Origin of the sequence: Photobacterium chitinilyticum (assembly GCF_004104355.1) — a bacterium.
GTDB lineage: Bacteria > Pseudomonadota > Gammaproteobacteria > Enterobacterales > Vibrionaceae > Photobacterium > Photobacterium chitinilyticum.
This window is the reverse complement of the sequence record NZ_RJLM01000002.1, coordinates 145,128-164,249: the sequence shown is the minus strand read 5'-3', so window position 1 is coordinate 164,249 and position 19,122 is coordinate 145,128. Positions and strand designations below refer to the sequence as shown.

Here is a 19,122-nt window from a genome sequence, read left to right as displayed (position 1 = left end):
CTCGTAACATATGAAAAGAGGTTTGCGCTATGCGCGAACCTCTAACTCTCCCCCAACCAAATCACCTAAATCTGTCAGCTAGCCAAAGCCACTAGGTGTATCAGGGCCACGAGTCCAGTCAGCCTGTTGCGCATTGGTTGGTAGCCTTCAGGTTTCCCTTCTTTTTCTATTTGGCGGATCTTCATTTCGGCAAACCATACTGCCACAAACCCAAACAACAGCACCAGTATAGAAGCCACATAGCTCTCGGGAGAGTGAAGCAGTACGCCCCATGCAATGAGAGAGAACAGAATACTGAGGATCAGTGCATTGCGGCTGAGCTTATGTTTGATGTGATCAATCGCATTTCCCCATAGGATCCCGGCAAGAAAACTCAATATCACCGCGCTGTAGGCAATAAATACTTTTTGGGCACTTAGGCCAAATAAGGTTTTATCGGTCCAGATGCAAACAAGGCTGATAACAAATGGCAGGAGTCCGAGGTAAGCAAGCCGGGTCATGATTTTGTCTGGTGATTGTTCCATACGAGATCCCCTGCAAAAACTATCGTTGAATAACGGCTACCGAAAAACATTACTTAAAAAAGTACGGCTGAAAAAAGGTTCTGCGAAACAGTCGGACACTTTTCAAAGCATAGCAGAGCTTTAGCTACTCCCAGTATCGAGCAATAGCTGCTTGGTCTTGTTGTAGGTGTTGCTGTAGGAGGAACAAGGGTGAGACTTCCCACCCTTGCTGTGTTGAGGTGTTCGGATGTGACTTGGTTGTCCTAAGGTATGTAGTTAGGTATGCCTCTAGTGGCTAAACTGGCCGAGCAGTACCTGCTGCTGTTGTGATTGCTCCTGCAGAGATTCACTCATGTTATGTGTGTCGGATGCACTCTGGTTGAGTGAGGCGGTAGCAGCCAGGAGCGCTTCAGAGTTTCGGCTTATTTCTTCGGTTGTAGAGCTTTGTTGCTCTGCAGCACTGGCTATTTGTAGTGTCATACCCGAGATTTGTTCAATTGAACTGTTGATCTTACTTAGAGAATCTCTGGCTAGCTCTGCCTCTTCAACGGTCTTTTGAGCACCTTTACGGCTGGTTTCAATCACGTTTACCGTCTCGTTGGTTTTTTCGCGAAGTATGCCAATCATGGTGTTAATTTCGCTGGTGGCATCTTGGGTGCGGGATGCGAGGCTGCGAACTTCGTCGGCCACGACCGCAAAGCCTCTGCCTTGTTCTCCGGCTCTGGCTGCTTCAATGGCCGCATTCAGTGCCAATAGGTTGGTTTGATCGGCAATAGCACTGATAACACTAGTGATTGATTCGATCCCCTCACTATGCTCTGCGAGAACATTAACGGTCTGCCGTGCCTGCTCAAGCTGTTCAGACAATACGTTGATAGCGACAGCGGTGTTTTGCACCATATTACTGCCTTCACAAACGGCTTTGTTGGCATCTTCGGTATAATGTGCCACCTGCTGGGCATTTTCGGCAACATCGTTAGAGGTTGTTGCCATCTCATTGATAGAGGCTGCGAGCTGATCAATTTCTTGGCGTTGATTCGAAGTATGGCTGGCGGCATCACCCGCTGTCGTTTTGGCTGCAAGGCTGGTATCTAGCAAGTTGTTTCCGATAGTCTGAATTTCGCCAACCAGGTTCTGGAGTGAACCCATAAAGTGGTTGAAGTCATCGGCTAAATCTTGAAACTCATCGCCGCTGCTAGTATTAATGCGCTGGCCGAGATTTGCTTTGCCACTGGCGATTTGACGCATGGCATCGCTGATTAATTGCATGGGCTTGAGAAGCCGAGCAATGATCAGTTGGTAGAAAAAGAAACAGAGAACGGCTGTTCCAAGCATAAAGCCGATAATGAGACTCCTCATATGGCTGATGGATGCGTAGGCTGTTGATGAGTCCATTACCAGGCCAACTTTCCAGCCTGCCCCCTTAATATTGACTGGTGCAAAAGAGAGCAGTTTATCTTCACTGCTAATTTGGGCTACTTGGAGTTTGTTTCCCATTGTCGGTGTTTGCGCGAAGAGTGCAGAAAGCGGTTTGCCATTATAGCTCTGATCTGGGTGGCTGATGATAATACCGTCATCTCCCACAAGATAGGCATAACCACTATTACCTAAAGAGTGGTGATTGAGGATCGCAAGTAATGCATCTAATTCAATTTTTCCGTTTACCACACCTTGAATACCACGGGAGTCGGCAATCGGCGCACCTATTGCAAACATCAGTTTTTGGGTTTTGGTGTCGAGGTAGGGTTTCTTGATGTTAATGTCACCTTTCGCCCTCGCTTCCTTGTACCAAGAACGCTTTCGGGCATCGTAATCCTTTTTATTGAAAGGGTAGTTAATAATAAGGTTTGGCCGATCTTCGAGGCCGACATAGGTAACAGAAAACTCCTGCTTGAGAAGTGGTAGGTCGATAAGATTTTGTATACCCTCATCATTGGTTGCTTGTGAAATACTCTGACGAAGCATTCTTATCTGCTTTTCCTTCCCCTGTAACCAGGTACCTATGTGGTTTGCCATAGAGACGGAGTCAGTTTCCATTTGGTGGGTGACATTGGTAGTAATATCTTTGTATGAGTTGAAATACAGAACGGCTGACAAAGCCGCAATGGCACCGGTTGCAATTAATGTACTTGAAATAACCAGTTTATGAGAAAACTTCATTGTTCAAAATCCTGAGCAGAAAGTGTTACTGGCAATTAACGCAATAAAGCCATGTTACAAACGTAGAAATACGTTTCTCAGTATTCATTAAAATATAATCAGTGAGATAAAAACCAATTTATGTTTGCTATTGCTCTAGAGTTGCAAACGAAAGTGGACTTGTCGTATTACTCTGGAGGTAATGGCGAATAGACATAGTTGCTTGTAGCGAATAGCAGCACACTCTTGGCTTCATTTAATGATTACTTGTATAAAGAGCCTTAAATTGTTTTATCTTGCAAGATGTTACGCCTACTCTATTCGATTGTGTGCATATGTTCTGTGGTAAAGATCTCGATTTTCCTTAGTTGCAAGATGCCTAAACGGGATAGGAGGTTATCTGGGAGAATTTGGCTATGCCACTACATTGCAAGAATGAGCAACTTGAGGCTAATGGGTTAATGAGGTGTAGTAACGGAGAGGCAAGGGGCCTCTCCGTCATTCTGGTAAAGGGGGAGAGTTACACTAACTCGGCGAGCATTGTATCGGAATATTCAACCAGCGCTACGCCCTTCTTCACTTTCTCGACGTAGTCCGGATTGGCAATCAGTGGTCTGCCTATCGCCAGCAGGTCAAACTTATCGTTATGGATAGCCTCGCTACCTGTTTCTGCGGTATAGCTACCCACACCCACCAAGGTTTTTGAGTATCGACTACGAACGTAGTTGGAGGCGGTTCCTCCTAGGTAGTCAAACTCCATGCTGTCATCGAAAATACCGATATGCAGGAAGGCGAGTTCACGCTGTTCCAGCTCAGCAAGGAAGTGATCGAATACCTGGCGATCGCGCTTATCACCTTCAATATTAAAATATGCGCCAGGTGAAACGCGCAGCGCTGTCCGATCTGTACCAATTTGGCTGGCGACGGCATCAACAACGGCAAGCGGGAAACGAGTCATATTTTCAGGCGTACTACCGAACTCATCTTCACGGTCGTTACTGCTGTAGTGCAGGAACTGATCGATCAGATAGCCGTTGGCGCCATGGATTTCCACACCATCAAAACCGGCTTTGATCGCATTTTCTGCTGCTAGTGCGTAATCAGCAACTAACTGTTCGATTTCTTCAGCTGTTGCTGGTTTCGGTACCGTGTAAGTTAGTTCACGCATACGCGGCACACTGCCATTGACTTTTTTCGCTGAGGGTGCTAGTGCGTATTCGCCGCCGAAGAAGTGAGAATGAGCGACTCGGCCGGTATGCCAAAGTTGAGCGAAAATCTTCCCGCCTTTTGCATGCACGGCACTTGTTACGTTCTGCCAACCAGCAATTTGTTCTGCCGAGAAAAGACCTGGGGTATTGGGATAACCCTGACCATCGGGACGGATAATGGCTGCTTCAGAAATAATTAATCCGGTATCAGCCCTTCGAGCGTAATAGTCAGCCATAGCCTGGGTCGGAACCAGATTATCGTCGGCCATACAGCGTGTTAGTGGTGCCATTAAAATGCGGTTGTCGAGTGTAAGCGTAGCGTTAAGTACAAATGGTTGAAATAAACTTTCCGTCATGTGTCTCGCCTCATTCTTGAATACATGTTCAAGTTAGACTTATTTGAACGAACATTCAAGTTGTTTTTTGAATGTTCACTCAAGATTCAGTAGAATTGAGAAATATAGAGCTGTTAGAAAGAGTTTACCGATGAGAAGTGCTGAGTTTGACCGAGAGCATGTATTAAGAGCTGCCATGGCTGCATTTATCGCCAAGGGCTATAGTAAAACCAGCATGCAAGATCTCAAGAAAGCCACGGGATTACACCCAGGGTCAATATATTGTGCATTTGATAATAAGCGCGGACTGTTGTTGGCTGCACTTGAACAATATCGCTCCGATCGTCAAGCTGAATTTATGGCGTTATTCGATGGTGAAGTATCAAGTCTTGATGCGCTAAAACGGTATCTCGATAGTGTTGTAGATGAGTGCGAGCGAGAAGAAATCAAAGATTGTTTGTTACAAAAGGCGTTGACTGAACTTACTAAGCAAGATGACGAAGTCGAAAACGTGATCACCCAAATGCTTAACCAGTGGGAAGAAGCCATTGCAGCAAAAATCCAACAAGCACAGCAGGACAATGAGCTATCGTCAGAGCGTGATCATCATCAGTTGGCACAATTTTTGGTTATGGGGATCTACGGGATTAGAACGTTTTCGCATACCCAGCCTTCCGAAGGTACGCTTCAGAGCCTTGCCGACCAGCTGTTTGAGCACATTTGCACATAGATTCAACAAGGCCGCTGGATGTGCTTATGGCTTGTCAGATAATGAATGAGCGATAACCCTAAATGCGGCTAGAGCATAATCCATGCTTTCATAACCGTTGGCCATAAATTCGAGATCGGCGCTATTTTTAACAATGACGACATTCGCTAGGCGATTGATATAAATATATTGGCCATATATTCCAATCGCCAGAAACTCTTCATTGGCGTTTTCAGGTATCCACCATTGATAGCCATATCCCCAATGGGTATCGGCACTGTTTCTTTTTCCTGGCATCAAATGGGGAGCATCAGGCGTTATACTGTCCTCAATCCAGCGGGCGGGAATAATTTGTTCGTTATCGAGTCGGCCGTCGTCGCGATAGAGTTTACCCAGGCGAAGATAATCGCGGCTTATCAGGTTTAACCCTCCCAATACCATCGGCTCTCCGGTGCTGTCGGTGATATAGATAGCTTCGCGTTCAGTATTTAATTTTGACCATAGTTTTTCATCAAAATAGTCTTCGATATTCATTCCCGTCGCTGCCCGAAGTACCATACCAACGACATGACTATCCATACTGACATACGACATATAAGTTCCTTGTTCTCGAACACGAGTCAGTGTGGTTGCGAATTCATCAAAACTACCGCCAAAAGCCATGAGTCGTCCCATCCGGTTAATATCACTGCCAAAGTCGCTATAGTCTTCATTGAAATAAATACCACTGGACATCTGCAGCACATTTTTAATGCTTACACCGTCGTAGCCCGATCCGATTAAACTGGGAACGTATTGTGTAACGGGTTCACTTAAATCAGGAATGAGTCCTTCTTCGACAGCAACGCCGAAAATAGCACTGAGAAATGATTTGGCCATTGACCAGGAGATCCTTTGGTCAAACTCATCGGTGCCTTGGTAGTATTTTTCAAAGGTAATGTTGTTTTCCTTCAAGACGATCAGAGCGGTAGTACTTGAGCCTTCAATCCAGTGCTGCATGTCAATTGTCTGGTTGTTATAGGTAAAGTGCCGAGGTAGAGGGAAGGGATGTTGCCCGAGCTTGTCAATGGTACCGGAAGGTGCAATGGTCTTTGTGGGAGCCAGCCGTTTCATGTTGGAAAAGTTCCCAACGACCACATCATGGTCGAATAATCTAACAGTATGATAGAGCTGTAACAGTTCAGTTTTATAAAAAATAGAAGCGCCGAAAATGAATAGTAGTATTATACTGGCGGAGCCAAATACCTTTTTCATGGTTACCTCCTTCGTTAAATATGCCAGTTGCCAGTTGATATACTTCCGTTTATTAATAGGGCGAATGAATACGGTTTTATTTGCCAACTCTATCATCATAACAGGGTAACATTTTGAGTAAGCAATAGTTATGCGAGGCTTGTTGTGTCTGTGGGTGAAAGCGAAGAATAGTGAAAGGGGTATAGTTAAATGCCTCTAAAAACAAATAGATATAATTAGGCATTAAAGAATGTAGCTAGCAAGGATGCACCCGGTCTGAAAATAGTAAGTCATTAATTAATTAGCACTGTATCCTCCTTTTTATGATCTATTCAATAAATAATAAATTGTATTTTATTATATAAAACCGTATTTGTTTCTATGTTGATGGTTATTGTGTGGATAAATCAGACTAATGTACTAGGATTATGTTGCCATAGGTAGAAAAGGATGTGATATGAGAATAATAATTTTACTGTTCGGATTAACATTACTAGGGTGCAGCTCCACAGATGAGCTTTCTTATCAACCGACCGTCGATGATGAGTATGCTGATAGACAAGACCGTGATAAAGAGATGATTAGAGATACAGATCGTATCTGATCTCGTACTTTTTCTATAGCGTAGCATGATGAAATAAAGGTCAACTTGCGTTGACCTTTATTTTTGTTATTTACAATCCTTGGCAAAGATTTCGTCTGCCCATTGAGGGTTATCAACGAATGGGTTTCTATTTCCTTGAATCTTTTGGATTTTAGTATTTCTGTTTGACTCAAAATCATCTACAGGATCAAGCTGGTTCCACTGAAGCAAGGAGCAAACATTACCTAGAGCTGTACCATTGTTGGAAATGCTTGGTACCAGTTCCAAATCCGGCGTGATACTGTCCTTGCCTTCATAGCGGGTCGCCATGTAGAACATCATACGCGCCACATCACCTTTTACGGCGTCGCGCGGTTCAAATGAATCGGAGTCGTAGCGGTTTTCAGGTGCTTCGGCGACAGGCTTATCGCTATAGTCGTATTCTAGGTTACCACGCGTTGAGTTTACGCTTTCGTCGGATGGACGAAGGTGGTGAATATCGGTATACCCATAAGCACCTCTGTCATTGAAGCCGCCATTGGACTTAGGGTAGGAGTGTTCTCGGTTCCAGTTATCACGCCCGAGGTTGCCCTGTCCGGTTTTTTGCCCTTTCGCTTGTGAGCGCCCAGTGTAGATAAGAATAACGTTATCTGAGTTGTTAGGGTCTTCATCGGTAATATCTAATGCATCCCATACATCAAACGAAGAAGAAGAGTAGGGAAGCTTGGCTATACCGGTCGAGATGATGATGTTAAGCGTACTCTTTAGCTCGTCACCCGTTTTGTTCAGCGCTAAATTGTAGTAACCGTCTGGGTTGTTAATGTCGCCCGGATTAACCGGTGGCGCCACTTGCTTAGTTTTACAAGTAACAGAAAACGGTGCGACAACGTGCGGGTCATCAGCCTGAACATAAGCTGCGTTGGCGCTGAAACAAGAGAGGGTCAGTATAGCGAGCAGTGTCTTTTTCATATCTTAGTCTCAGAAAAAAGGGAGGCATTGAAAGCCTCCCTTGATTAGCTAGGTTTGAGTTATTTGTTCATCTTGCGACGGAAGAAACCAAGACCTAGTAGTGACAATAGACCGAACAGACCGGTTGAACCACCGTGGCTGTGGCCAGGGTTAGAATCAACTGGCTGAGTTTTGTCATCGTTTTTCTCGGCAACTTTGATAGTCTCTGCCGGAGAAGTATAGGTTGGCAGACCTGTTACTCCATCGATGATTTGTTTCGTCATCTTGAATTCACCGGCCTCAGAAATATCACCTTCAAGCTCGACCCAGCCTTGCTCAATGATTGCTTTTGTTAGAATCACTGTGTTGGTATCAGCCCCTGCAACAGCCGCTTTGAACGCGCTGATCTTGGCGATGTTCAGTACAGCTTTGTCACCGGCATGAAGCTGGGTGCCATTGATATTTGTTAAGTCGAACATAACCTTAATCGGTTCGCCAACAACAGGTGCAGATGGAATCTCAGGCAAATCTGCTGGCGGATTTACTGGATTAGATGGTGGAGTAATTTCAACCGGTGGTTCTGTTGGGTCAATAGGATCGCTTGGGCCAATTGGAGTCCAAGGCACACATGAGTCGTCATTTGGATCATCACATGGGTCTAGTGGGTCAATAGGATCGCTTGGGCCAATTGGAGTCCAAGGCACACATGAGTCATCATTTGGATCATCACATGGGTCTAGTGGTGGAACAACGGAACCGTCGAAGTTAAGAACAACAATCGCTGGATCGTGATCCGAAGCACGGTACATATCTTTGAATCGTGTTGAGCACTCGCCATCCAGACAGTTATTTTTATCTGCATATTGGAATAGAGTCGATTCGCCAGCGTTGATGTTCCAGTCGGTTGCATCGATTACTTTACCCACAAGCTCTGGCGTAACAAGGATGTAGTCGAGTGTGCCAACTTCATCGTTGTAGGAGTAGCTGTATGAATCAGGGTGAAGCTGACGAACAATGTTAACATAACCATAAGAATCGGTAATTACAGCACCCTCATCACCGTGTAGCGGTGTTCCCAGTACGTCTTTATCACCACCAATATACGTATTACGTGCAGATTTGATTACATGATCTTGAGGTGCGTTATCGCGGTTAGTCAGAACCATGATTGGATCTTCGTTACCGTAAGAATTTAAGTCACCAAGAATTAGCTTGGAACCATCGATCTTGCTTAGCTCTTGACCTAGGTGGAAAGCCGCTGATACACGGAAGTTTTCACAAGAACCTTGTTTGTCAGGGTCTTTACCAGCCTGACCGCCTTCGGCGACAGGTGCAGCGTCTTCCCAACATTTAGACCCTTTTGATTTTAGGTGGTTAACAGCGACAGTAATTTTTTCTTCTGTTCCGTTGATTTTGAATGTTGGCGTGATGGTATCACGTTGATAGTTATCTCCGCTTTCACCGTCAGTTTTAGGTGCATGTTGTTCTGGCATTTCAATTAGACGATAAGTATCTAGAGAAACTTTGCTTTCTTTGAAGATAACCTGACTGGCAATCGCATCAGAACCGACGTATTGACTGCCATCTTTATCGGCAACGTACGAGTAGTGATCTTTTTCATCATCAATGAGGTTATTAATTTTGGCAACTAAGTGTGCAACAGCAGACTTTTCACCAAAGCCGTTGTTTTCGATTTCCATCAGACCGACGATGTCAGCATTGACTGCAATAATTGCTCGAGCAATTTTATCGCCCTGTAACTGAAACTCTTGTTCTGATGCTGCTCCACGATTACTGCAGCTTCCCCCTGAAACAGAGTCTCTATCGCTTGGGTCTGTTGGGTTACAGTCGCCACCAAACGGTGAGTTGAAGTAGTTCAGAACGTTGAAGGTAGCCACACGAAGGTTTCCGCCTTCCTTTAGTACTGGTGCTTGTGTGCGCTCGGAGCTTTCACGAGCGAAGTTATCTTTTGTCACTGTGTTGGTGACATAGAAGCGGTATTCGCCGTAGGAATAACTTACTACGCCCTCGAAGCCGTCAAGAACATCACCGATACGAACGTAATCATCAGAAGTTGTGCTGCCATCTGGCATTGGTACTGCACTTTCTTTACCAAAGTCTGGATACCAAGGAATGTGAGTACCTTTTGTAACAGCTTCGAAAGACTCAACAATAATACGCTTGTCTTTGTTGCAGTCGGTTTGTCTTTCTGGGGCAGTATCGATTGTTCTGTCATGAACAACAGGTGCATTATTTTGGTTTGGATGCAGGTTCACCTGACCATTAGAAACCACCATGTTGTTGCGTTTCGGACCATAGTCGAAGCCGAAGGTACGGCTGACACGCATGTCAGAGTCTTTGTTGAATTGAATCAACATGCCTTCGTGGCGTTCTAGTGTGAAATCAAAGTCTTCTTTGTCTGAATCAAGAACACGTAGAGTCGTTGCTGCTGGCGCTGTTTCTGAGCCTGTCACTTTTACAGAGTCAACTTTAACAAGCTTTGTCCAGCCGTAGTCTTCTTTAACTTTTGCAACAACGGTAACAGCAGAACCGACAGAAAGATCTGAGATATTGCTTGTTTCAACAAAGATACCGTCGGAAGTTAGTGCGTCACTATCACTTGGGGCCTGCATGAAGAAACCGACTTTAAGATCACTTCCTAGTGCTGTTTTTTGAATAGCGGTGACAACGCCTGTTACTTCGTGGTAACTCGCTGATTCATAAACTTTGTTTGGTACATCAATACCATCAATTGTTGATGACCAGCTCTGGCCTTGAATTTCCTGAATTGTTGATGGTGTTGCTACAGGGGGAGGCGTAGGTTCGTTACTGAATTTACCAAAATTGCTGTGATCGCTACCATCATGAGTAGAAAACTTAGACGCATCATATACTGCAGAAGGCGTTGTATCTACACGGCGTAACGTTACATCTTTATTATAGTTTTCTTGTACATCTTTCTTGCCCATGACGTCGTGTTCAACGCCATTTTTTAGTAGTGCTAAAGCATCATCACCGTTGAAGTTGGCAACGCTGCCATCACGGATGTCTGCTGCAGCGAGTAGTTCATCAGATATTTTTCCTTCTTGCGTACTATTGTGAACAATAACAAGTGTTTCGTTAGGTGCTAACGTATATGCACTTAAATCAATAGGCTCACCCCAAGAGCCTCCGCCGTTAGAAGCTTTAACTAATGAGTAGCCTGTTAGCGGAATTGTATCAGTACCTGTATTCGCAATTTCAATGGCTTTATTAAATCCGGAGCTTTCAGTAGTCTCAGAGATGATGATATTTGCCTGAGCACCGTATGAAACAGCAGCACCGATGGATAGTGCTAGAATTGATTTTTTCATTATTTTTATCCTAAAGAAGCCCTGCTATCCTTAACAGGGCATAAATCCATACTTACTTATAAACAATTTCGCCATTTGGCTGGAATGCAGTAACGTCAACAGCACCTTTAGATTCGATGAAATCTTTAAGTACTTCAGCGTCAACATAACCTGTGTTTACAAATGCAGGGTGCTGAGTGATGTTCGGGTAACCGTCACCGCCAGCAGCGTTGAAAGAAGGAATGGTGAAACGGTAAGTTTCTTTTTCGTTCAGGGCTTTACCGCTAATTTTAACATCAGAAACGGTGTCGCCATTGACTGTCATAGTAAGACCTGCGAACTGAGCGTAAGCACCTGAATCTTTAGTTTTCGTACCGACAACATCCAGGTAGTCCTGAATTTCGGTACCTGTCATATCGACATAAGTCACGATATTGCCGAACGGCTGTACAGTCAGAACATCTTTATAGGTGATATCACCACCTGCGATAGAAGCACGCACACCACCTGAGTTCATTACGCCGAAGTCAGCTTTGGCGCGCTCCATATGAGCAGTAGCGATTAGACGACCAAGGTTTGTCTGGTTGTTACGAACGATCTTACGTTCACCGATAAGATCACCGTTTGAAGAACCGATTTTCACACTTAGTGCTTCCTGGCCTTTGTCCTGGAAAGGTTTCAGTGTGTTGAAGACGGTTTCGTCTTGGGAGATTTCATCTTGGATGAAGACACGAACTTTTTTACCGTCAACTTTGATTTTTTTCTTCAAGTTAACAGGGATTAAGTCGTAAGACTTTAATGTGAACTCACCGTTTTTGAATGTGTAGTCAGCACGACCCACATACTTGCCCCACTCGTGTGCCTGAACAATTGTGGTGCCATTTTGTACATCTGGCTTACAGGTATCGCCTGCTTTGAATGAGGCATACTCGTTTGCGCCTTCCATACAGACTGGCTCTTGTGAGTGACCGCCAACGATCATATCCAGATCGCCTTCGTTCAAATAACGGGCTAGTTTCACATCACCTGCCGCATTTGAACCGTGCTGACCATCTTGGTAATGGCCCATATGGGTAGCGGCAATGATCACATCAGGGTTGTACTTGCTTTTCAGCTCAGCGATAACTTTCTTTGCTTCTTCTTTAGGATCTTTGAACTCAACAGCGCCGACATATTCCGGGTTACCGATTTTCGCTGTATCTTCAGTCGTCAGGCCGATAACGGCGATTTTAATACCTTGTTTATCAAAGACTTTGTAAGCATCGAACATACGTTCGCCGTCTTTGTAGATGTTAGCGGCAAGGAATGGAAATTCAGCCCATCCTTCTTGTTTTGCCAACACATCAAGCGGGTTATCAAACTCGTGGTTACCGACGGCCATTGCATCGTAACCTAGCATGTTCATACCAATGAAATCTGGCTCTGCATCTTGAAGATCTGACTCAGGAACGCCGGTGTTGATATCACCACCAGAGAGAAGAAGAACAGAACCACCTTCACCTTCTACTTCTGATCGAATTTGCTTAATCAGTGTGGCGCGAGCTGCCATACCGCGTTCGCCGTATTTGTTTTGCCAGAAGTTGCCATGGTTATCATTGGTATGAAGAATGGTTAGGTTATATTCCTGATCTTGAACCCATTCATGTGATGGCTCTTGGACAGAAGAATTTTGGGCTGTGCATCCGGTAGCAACTGCAAGTGCGAGAGCCGATAAAACGATTTTTTTCATGAGATGCCTCATAAGAAGGGGGGAAGAAAAGATAGAGAGCTAATCAAGGGACGAAAGATTAGCTCTCTTGTTGTATCGGGTTAAATTAGAACCAGTAGTAAGCCATTAGGTAGGCTAAAGCACCTGATTCAGTTGTCTTCTTCTTGTTTGCATCCTTAGCACCTTTAAGCACGTCACCAAATGCAACTTCAGCAGCCAGTTTTACGTTTGATGCGTAGCGGTACTCAGCACCAACAACACCAAAGTATGCTTCATCAGCAAATGCATCTGAGTCAGAGTAGTTAACGTTAGCAAGCAGGTTTAGTTTCTCTGTCATTGCGTACTTACCACCCAGGTTCACACCCACTTCGTTTGTATCGGAACCTCTGTCAAAGTTCTTGGTTTCATCGAATACAAGGCCGGCAAGAGTGATTTTGCCTAGTTCTACTTCACCGTGCAGTGAGTAGATAGATGTTTCGTCGCCTTCTTCAGCACCAGCAATAACAGTGAACGTTTCACCGTAGTAGCCGATGTAACCGTTAGTTACTTGGCCAAATAGTGAATCTGTTTCGTAGCTGTATTCCTTTGGGTGACCATCAGCCTTTGTTGTGCCATCCCAGCCTTCTAGCGAATGAGAGATACCCACTTTCACGTTACCGAACTTGCCGCGGTACTTGATGGTGCTGTCCTGGTCACCCGCTTCAGAGATGCTAAGACCTAGTTCGTTGGTTACGTCGCCGAATGCATCAACGTGATCGTATGCAGTATCGGTACGACCGAATTCGATTGAATGGCCTTTTGTTACGTTGTAACCAACATACGCTTTATCGATAACGATGCGCATGTTGTTATCTTTAGTCCAGTCAGTGCGCTCGCCATCAAGCTCGAATTTCGCGTAGAAGTCGCCAGTTTGGCCTTTAAGACCGATAGTAGCAAAAGAGTCATCAACAAAAGTTGTATCTGGGCCAAAAGTAGTTTTGTCAGTATCAGACACAAAAGTACCGCCAACTTCCGCACCGCCGTACACTTTAACGTTGTCGCCGTTGTCAGCTTTGTAGACTGTTGCTGCTTGGGCTGCGCCAGAGATAAGGGAAGTCAATGCCACTGCTATAATTGTTTTTTTCATTATAAAATCCTTGTAAAAGATTGTGTATGTTTCGCGGCAAAAACATTAATCATTTGAGAAATGACGTACAAGTTATTTCGTTAAAAGTGCATATTTGCTTTCAAAATTCGTGACGCAAAGCTCAAGCAAACGATTGCACTAAATGGCGAAATTTCGGATTAAATAATATTTATCAGTGTTTGGTTTATAGTGTTCAGGTCGAATTCTGGATTTTTACTTTTCGGTATGACAAAAAAAACCCTGCCGAACAGGCAGGGCAAAAATTGATTTTAAGACTGTTCAAATGGAACAGGATTCAACAATTAGCAAGTTTTGCAGTGATATCTGAATGCACAATTTATTGCGCGAGATATGTCTTTATTAAACTACATGCTTTTTCATATAACGCAATTGATAATTTGGAATGAAGGGGCTTTAAATATTGATTAAACTTTGTCTGGTGTGAGGTCACTCTTCGTTTTTGTTATTTCCATTTTATGTAAGCTGTTGTTTTTATTGGTTTTGCGTGGTTGTGTCAATGATTTGGCTTGATTTTATTCTATTGGTTAAGAGCTGTTGATATTGATGTGCGTGTCACAAAAAACACTTTGTACACTATAATTCAACAAAACTAATATTTTGATGAAATAACTTATGGTTAAATTTGTTTTAATTATTATTTTTTAAATTTGTATTTGCTTGAATGTTTAAATAGTCGGCGTGTAATAAATGGCAATAATTAATGTGAGATTTGTATATTTGAAAAGTTAATTTTATTTAGTTTGTTTATTTATCAATTTGTAATTTTTAATTATCAAATGCAATTTGATTTGAATTCGGTTTTACTTACTCTTTATTTAATTTATTCTTAGTTTGTGTTTAGACATTTGGTGAATAATTATTAGTTGTCTGTTTTTTACCGTAAATTATGATAATGAATATTATTAACCAAACCATGTGTTTTTACTAAATCCTGAAAATACAGGATTATCAGGGCAAAACACTTATTGAGTATATACTCTAGTATAGTTGAGGGATAATATGTACACATATCAGCTCACACAAACTGATTGTACCGATATGTAACTTGCTTCATTTTTGTGATGTATGTAGAGTTTTGCTGATAGTGATATTAGTTGCTTAGCGATAGCTAATTACTTAGTTATCAATTGTTTTAGCTATACTTAGTTGCCTAGTAATATCCAATGTGTGAATGCAAGTTGTTTATTACTTTCAATGTAACAGCATGTAATAGCTCTCAAAATAATTGTACATCGCTGTAAGTTTTTGCGTGCAAATATGACATTTAACGTGTTTCGCTGAGGGTTAAGTAAAAGTGATGTGATATTTATCCCATAAGCATTTATTTGAATGAACGAGATGCATATTTGTTTTAGGTTAGGCGCTCTCTTGGGCTCTAGAGCGTTGTTACAGCATGAGCAGCAGAGTCTATGTCCCATTACGGGCGTTAATGAACAGCTGAGAGGGGGGGGGATAAAACAGAGAGTGAAGCCGTGGGATAATGCGTTGCAGAAATGGCTCCCTGAGCGTGGTGCTCAGGGAACATAGGGAATGTTGTTAGTCTTGCCAGCGTTTGAAAATCAATGAGGTGTTGATACCCCCAAAGGCAAAGTTATTGCTCATTATGTACTGACAATCTAAGTTACGACCTTCACCACGGATGTAGTCCAAGGCCCCGCAACGTTCATCAATGTTATCAAGGTTGAGAGTTGGGCTAAACCAACCAGAGCGCATCATTTCTAAGCTTAGCCAGGCTTCGATGGCACCACATGCCCCCAATGTATGACCGAAGTAGCTCTTGAGCGAACTAATCGGGGCGTTATCACCAAATATGTTCGCGGTAGCGTTACTTTCCGCAATATCACCTTTTTCTGTTGCTGTTCCATGCGCAGAAATATAATCAATAGCATCAGGTGATAAGTTTGCGTCTTTTAACGCCATCTCCATACATAATTGCATGGTTTCCGTTTGCGGTTGTGTCACATGGGCCGCATCGCAGTTACTGGCAAAGCCGACCAATTCTGCGTGAATTGTGGCGCCACGTGCGATGGCATGCTCATACTCTTCCAAAACTAAGGTGCCTGCACCCTCGCCAATCACCAAGCCATCACGATCAGTGTCGTATGGACGAGGGGTCGATTTCGGGGCGTTGTTTTTTAGGCTTGTTGCAAATAAAGTATCGAAAACAGCTGACTCAGTCGGACACAGCTCTTCTGCCCCTCCAGCGACCATTACGGTTTGGTAGCCGTGTTTGATTGCTTCATAGGCATAACCGATTGCTTGGCTGCCTGATGTACAGGCGCTGCTGGTTGGGATCACCCGACCTCGCAGCCCAAAGAACAACCCGACGTTCACGGCCGTGGTGTGCGGCATCATTTGTACATAGGTGGTTGCCGTAATAGCTCGAGTGCTTTTTTCGTTCAACATCACACCAAATGCACCAACGGCTGGGGTACTGCCAGTTGAAGAACCGTAGGCGATACCTGTTTGGCCGTTGGTGAGTACCTCATTATCGATCAGGCCACTTTGCAGCAGGGCATTTTCAGTCGCGAATGTCGAGAGTTTTGATACGCGCCCCATCGAACGGATCTTCTTACGGGTGTAATGCTTCGGTAGCGTGAAGTTTTCGATCGGTGCCGCCAGCTTGGTGTTCAAGCCGTCGTATTGCTCGTAATCAGCCATGTAAATAGTGGCATTTTCGCAGGCACGTAATTTTGGCTCGACGGTTTGCCAGTCATTACCGAAAGCGGTAACTCCTGACATACCAGTGATAACGACACGATGGCTCATACTAGGCCTCCATTCACTGAAATTACTTGGCGTGTTACATAAGATGCTATGTCGGACATTAGGTAGCTAACAAGTCCGGCGACTTCTTCTGGCTCACCCATGCGGCGAAGCGGTACTTGCGGCAAGGCATGTTCTTTGACATGTTCATCGACCATGCCGGTATCAATCAGGCCCGGGGCCACGCAGTTCACGGTGATCTTCCGTTTGGCCAGCTCTAAGGCTAACGATTTTGTGGCACCAATCACACCGGCTTTCGCCGCACTGTAGTTGGTTTGTCCTCGGTTACCGGTGATGCCTGATACCGATGCTAAGGTTACAATTCGACCGCCTTTGCGTTTTCGCACCATTGGCATTACACACGGGTGCAGTACATTATAAAAACTATCGAGGTTGGTGTGGATCACGCCGTCCCACTCAGCTTCTGTCATGGCAGGAAAGGCGGTGTCACGGGTGATGCCGGCATTGCTGACTACACCATAATACGCACCATGTTCGGCAATATCGCTTTCCAATTGGTCGCGACACTGGGCACGGTCACTGATATCAAACTGAAGTATGCGAGCGGTACCGCCCACGCGTTCAATCTCGGCTAAGGTCGCCTCAGCACCGGCTTTGTCACTCATGTAGTGAACCGCAATGGTAAACCCATCTTTTGCAAGCTGAATGGCAATCGCACGTCCAATGCCTTTGCTTGCGCCTGTCACTAATACGTGTCGTATCATGAAGTAGTCCTATTATCTTGAGAATGACCAATCATTTGATCTAATTTTTCTTGTGATGGTACAAATGCATTCAATTGGCTGGTGGCGAGCAGCTGTCCTTGATGTTCAATACGACAGCTAAACACGGCCATGCCATTACTTTCCATCAGGCGCTCGGCAAAAATGTCGAGGGTATCGCCTTCAGAAAAAGCACTGCATTCTGCTTGGTAGCGACGGCAACCCAATAAAAAACCGATCGGAGACGGCTGGTCTTGCAACCATGAATGGTACCCCGACCATCCGGCTACGGATTGGGCCATAAATTCAATGCCGACATACCCAGGAATTGCACGGGAATGCGCATTGAAAAAAATACAGTCTTCGCGAACGGTGACTTGGCAGTGGATATGTTCTTCTCCAACGTCGATCAGTTCATCGACCAGTACCATGGGTGTGTCGTGGGGAAGTAATTGATGAAGGTGTGGAATCTTAGTCATGTGCATATCCAAAAATCAGACTAATGTTGTTGCCACCAAAGGCAAAAGAATTACTTAATATCGCTGACTTGGTCAGTGTTTGATGTGGCGTCACCAAATTGATCGGTGCCAAATTTTCGGCAATGTGACCGTCATTGACCTGCATGGGTAGATCAATACCATAATGCAGTATGTGCCAGCAAATCGCTGCTTCTACCGCACTTGCTGCCCCCAAGGTGTGGCCAGTAAACGGCTTGGTCGAGCTCACCGGGGTTTGACTACCGAATACTCGATGAATGGCTTTTGCTTCCATGGCATCGTTCAACTGAGTTGCGGTGCCATGGGCATTGACGTAGCCAATGTCATCAGGTATGAGACTCGCATCGTCTAGCGCTTTGCGCATTGCAGCTTCAGCACCAATCCCTTCCGGGTGTGGTGCTGAGATATGGTGGGCGTCTGAGCTATCACCCGCACCCAACAAAGCGATAGGCGGGTGGGCCGGAGCATGAGTAGGTGTGGATACTTCTTTTTTGTCTTGTGGAGACAAAGACAGCAACATAAAGGCTGCGGCTTCACCGATATTGATGCCGTTCCGGTTTTGGCTAAAAGGGTTACACATTGTCTGCGAGAGTGCGTCTAAACAGTGGAAACCGTTTAATGTCAATTTGCAAAGAGTATCGACGCCACCAACGATCACTGCATCGACGATACCGGCCTTCAATAAACGTTTAGCCGATAGAAAAACACGACCACTGGATGAACAGGCCGTCGATAGTGTGTAGGTTGGGCCCGTCAACGAAAAATAGTCGGCAATGAACTCCGCGGTATTGCCAATTTCTTGCTGATAATAATGGTAGTCACCTGGGAAGTGCCCGTCCCGCTCATTAGCGAGTAACGCGCGTTCACCATCCGAAATACCGGAGGTGCTGGTGCCCACAATCACAGCTGTACGGTCTGCACCATATTTTTTAACGGCATGTTCTATATGTGGTGCAATATCAAGCAAGGCAGATAATGCCAACCGATTGTTTGAGGTATCTTGGTGCTGGTAGCGTGACGCTATAGGGGGCAGTTTAGCAGCGACCTTACCGATCACGGTATCCTTCCCGTCATTCAGGTAGCCTGATACCGGCACCATGTCGGGTGACTTGCCTTGCTGTAAATGGGCATGAATGTCGTTATGACACTTTCCTAACGCCGAGTGAAATCCGCACCCGTGGATATAAATGGGTGAGGCGGATAACGCTTGGCGTGTTGTGTCAGTCTGGTTGTTGGTCATTGTTATCATTATCGCGATAAAACGCGTGGTTTAAGGTTTTACTTGGGCACAA

Annotated in this window: 13 protein-coding genes; 1 reads left to right on the top strand and 12 read right to left on the bottom strand. The window is 44.7% G+C overall.

Annotation, left to right across the window (positions count from 1 at the left end; all coding sequences use genetic code 11):
- Positions 1 to 74: 74 nt before the first annotated feature.
- The 3 genes from EDI28_RS06945 to EDI28_RS06935 form a co-directional block, all read right to left on the bottom strand.
- On the bottom strand, positions 75 to 524 hold the full coding sequence (locus EDI28_RS06945) for a DUF3429 domain-containing protein (protein WP_128783130.1): 450 nt from the start codon (positions 522 to 524) through the stop codon (positions 75 to 77).
- A 267-nt stretch (positions 525 to 791) separates the two neighbouring features.
- Positions 792 to 2,663 carry a methyl-accepting chemotaxis protein gene (locus EDI28_RS06940; RefSeq protein ID WP_128783129.1) on the bottom strand — a complete coding sequence of 624 codons (1,872 nt, stop codon included), beginning with the start codon at positions 2,661 to 2,663 and terminating at the stop codon, positions 792 to 794.
- A 499-nt stretch (positions 2,664 to 3,162) separates the two neighbouring features.
- Positions 3,163 to 4,206, bottom strand: a complete 1,044-nt coding sequence (locus tag EDI28_RS06935) for an alkene reductase (protein ID WP_128783128.1) — start codon at positions 4,204 to 4,206, stop codon at positions 3,163 to 3,165.
- 130 nt (positions 4,207 to 4,336) lie between these two features.
- Here EDI28_RS06935 and EDI28_RS06930 point away from each other — a divergent pair, with 130 nt between their 5' ends.
- Positions 4,337 to 4,915: a TetR/AcrR family transcriptional regulator gene (locus EDI28_RS06930; RefSeq protein ID WP_128783127.1), complete on the top strand. Its 579-nt coding sequence runs from the start codon at positions 4,337 to 4,339 to the stop codon at positions 4,913 to 4,915.
- 24 nt (positions 4,916 to 4,939) lie between these two features.
- Here EDI28_RS06930 and EDI28_RS06925 read toward each other — a convergent pair whose 3' ends face one another.
- The 9 genes from EDI28_RS06925 to EDI28_RS06885 all read right to left on the bottom strand — a co-directional run bounded on the left by EDI28_RS06925 (position 4,940) and on the right by EDI28_RS06885 (position 19,070).
- Positions 4,940 to 6,148, bottom strand: coding sequence for a serine hydrolase domain-containing protein (locus EDI28_RS06925; protein WP_128783126.1), 1,209 nt, complete (start codon positions 6,146 to 6,148; stop codon positions 4,940 to 4,942).
- A gap of 649 nt (positions 6,149 to 6,797) precedes the next feature.
- Positions 6,798 to 7,679 carry an endonuclease I family protein gene (locus tag EDI28_RS06920; protein WP_128783125.1) on the bottom strand — a complete coding sequence of 294 codons (882 nt, stop codon included), beginning with the start codon at positions 7,677 to 7,679 and terminating at the stop codon, positions 6,798 to 6,800.
- 59 nt (positions 7,680 to 7,738) lie between these two features.
- Positions 7,739 to 11,011 carry an ExeM/NucH family extracellular endonuclease gene (locus tag EDI28_RS06915; RefSeq protein WP_128783124.1) on the bottom strand — a complete coding sequence of 1,091 codons (3,273 nt, stop codon included), beginning with the start codon at positions 11,009 to 11,011 and terminating at the stop codon, positions 7,739 to 7,741.
- A 52-nt stretch (positions 11,012 to 11,063) separates the two neighbouring features.
- The gene (gene ushA, locus EDI28_RS06910) at positions 11,064 to 12,731 is read right to left on the bottom strand and encodes a bifunctional UDP-sugar hydrolase/5'-nucleotidase UshA (RefSeq protein ID WP_199287386.1); all 1,668 of its coding nucleotides are present in this window, start codon (positions 12,729 to 12,731) and stop codon (positions 11,064 to 11,066) included.
- A 73-nt stretch (positions 12,732 to 12,804) separates the two neighbouring features.
- A complete protein-coding gene (locus tag EDI28_RS06905) occupies positions 12,805 to 13,824 on the bottom strand; it encodes a porin (RefSeq protein WP_128783122.1) in 1,020 nt (339 codons plus the stop codon).
- A 1,557-nt stretch (positions 13,825 to 15,381) separates the two neighbouring features.
- Positions 15,382 to 16,614: a beta-ketoacyl-ACP synthase gene (locus tag EDI28_RS06900; RefSeq protein ID WP_128783121.1), complete on the bottom strand. Its 1,233-nt coding sequence runs from the start codon at positions 16,612 to 16,614 to the stop codon at positions 15,382 to 15,384.
- Positions 16,611 to 17,336 (bottom strand): 3-ketoacyl-ACP reductase FabG2, encoded by a 726-nt coding sequence (locus EDI28_RS06895; RefSeq protein WP_128783120.1) that lies wholly within the window; start codon positions 17,334 to 17,336, stop codon positions 16,611 to 16,613. Before EDI28_RS06895 ends, EDI28_RS06900 begins: the two co-directional genes overlap by 4 nt.
- Positions 17,333 to 17,812: a hotdog family protein gene (locus tag EDI28_RS06890; protein ID WP_128783119.1), complete on the bottom strand. Its 480-nt coding sequence runs from the start codon at positions 17,810 to 17,812 to the stop codon at positions 17,333 to 17,335. Before EDI28_RS06890 ends, EDI28_RS06895 begins: the two co-directional genes overlap by 4 nt.
- Positions 17,805 to 19,070 (bottom strand): beta-ketoacyl-[acyl-carrier-protein] synthase family protein, encoded by a 1,266-nt coding sequence (locus EDI28_RS06885; protein WP_128783118.1) that lies wholly within the window; start codon positions 19,068 to 19,070, stop codon positions 17,805 to 17,807. Before EDI28_RS06885 ends, EDI28_RS06890 begins: the two co-directional genes overlap by 8 nt.
- Positions 19,071 to 19,122: the final 52 nt, after the last annotated feature.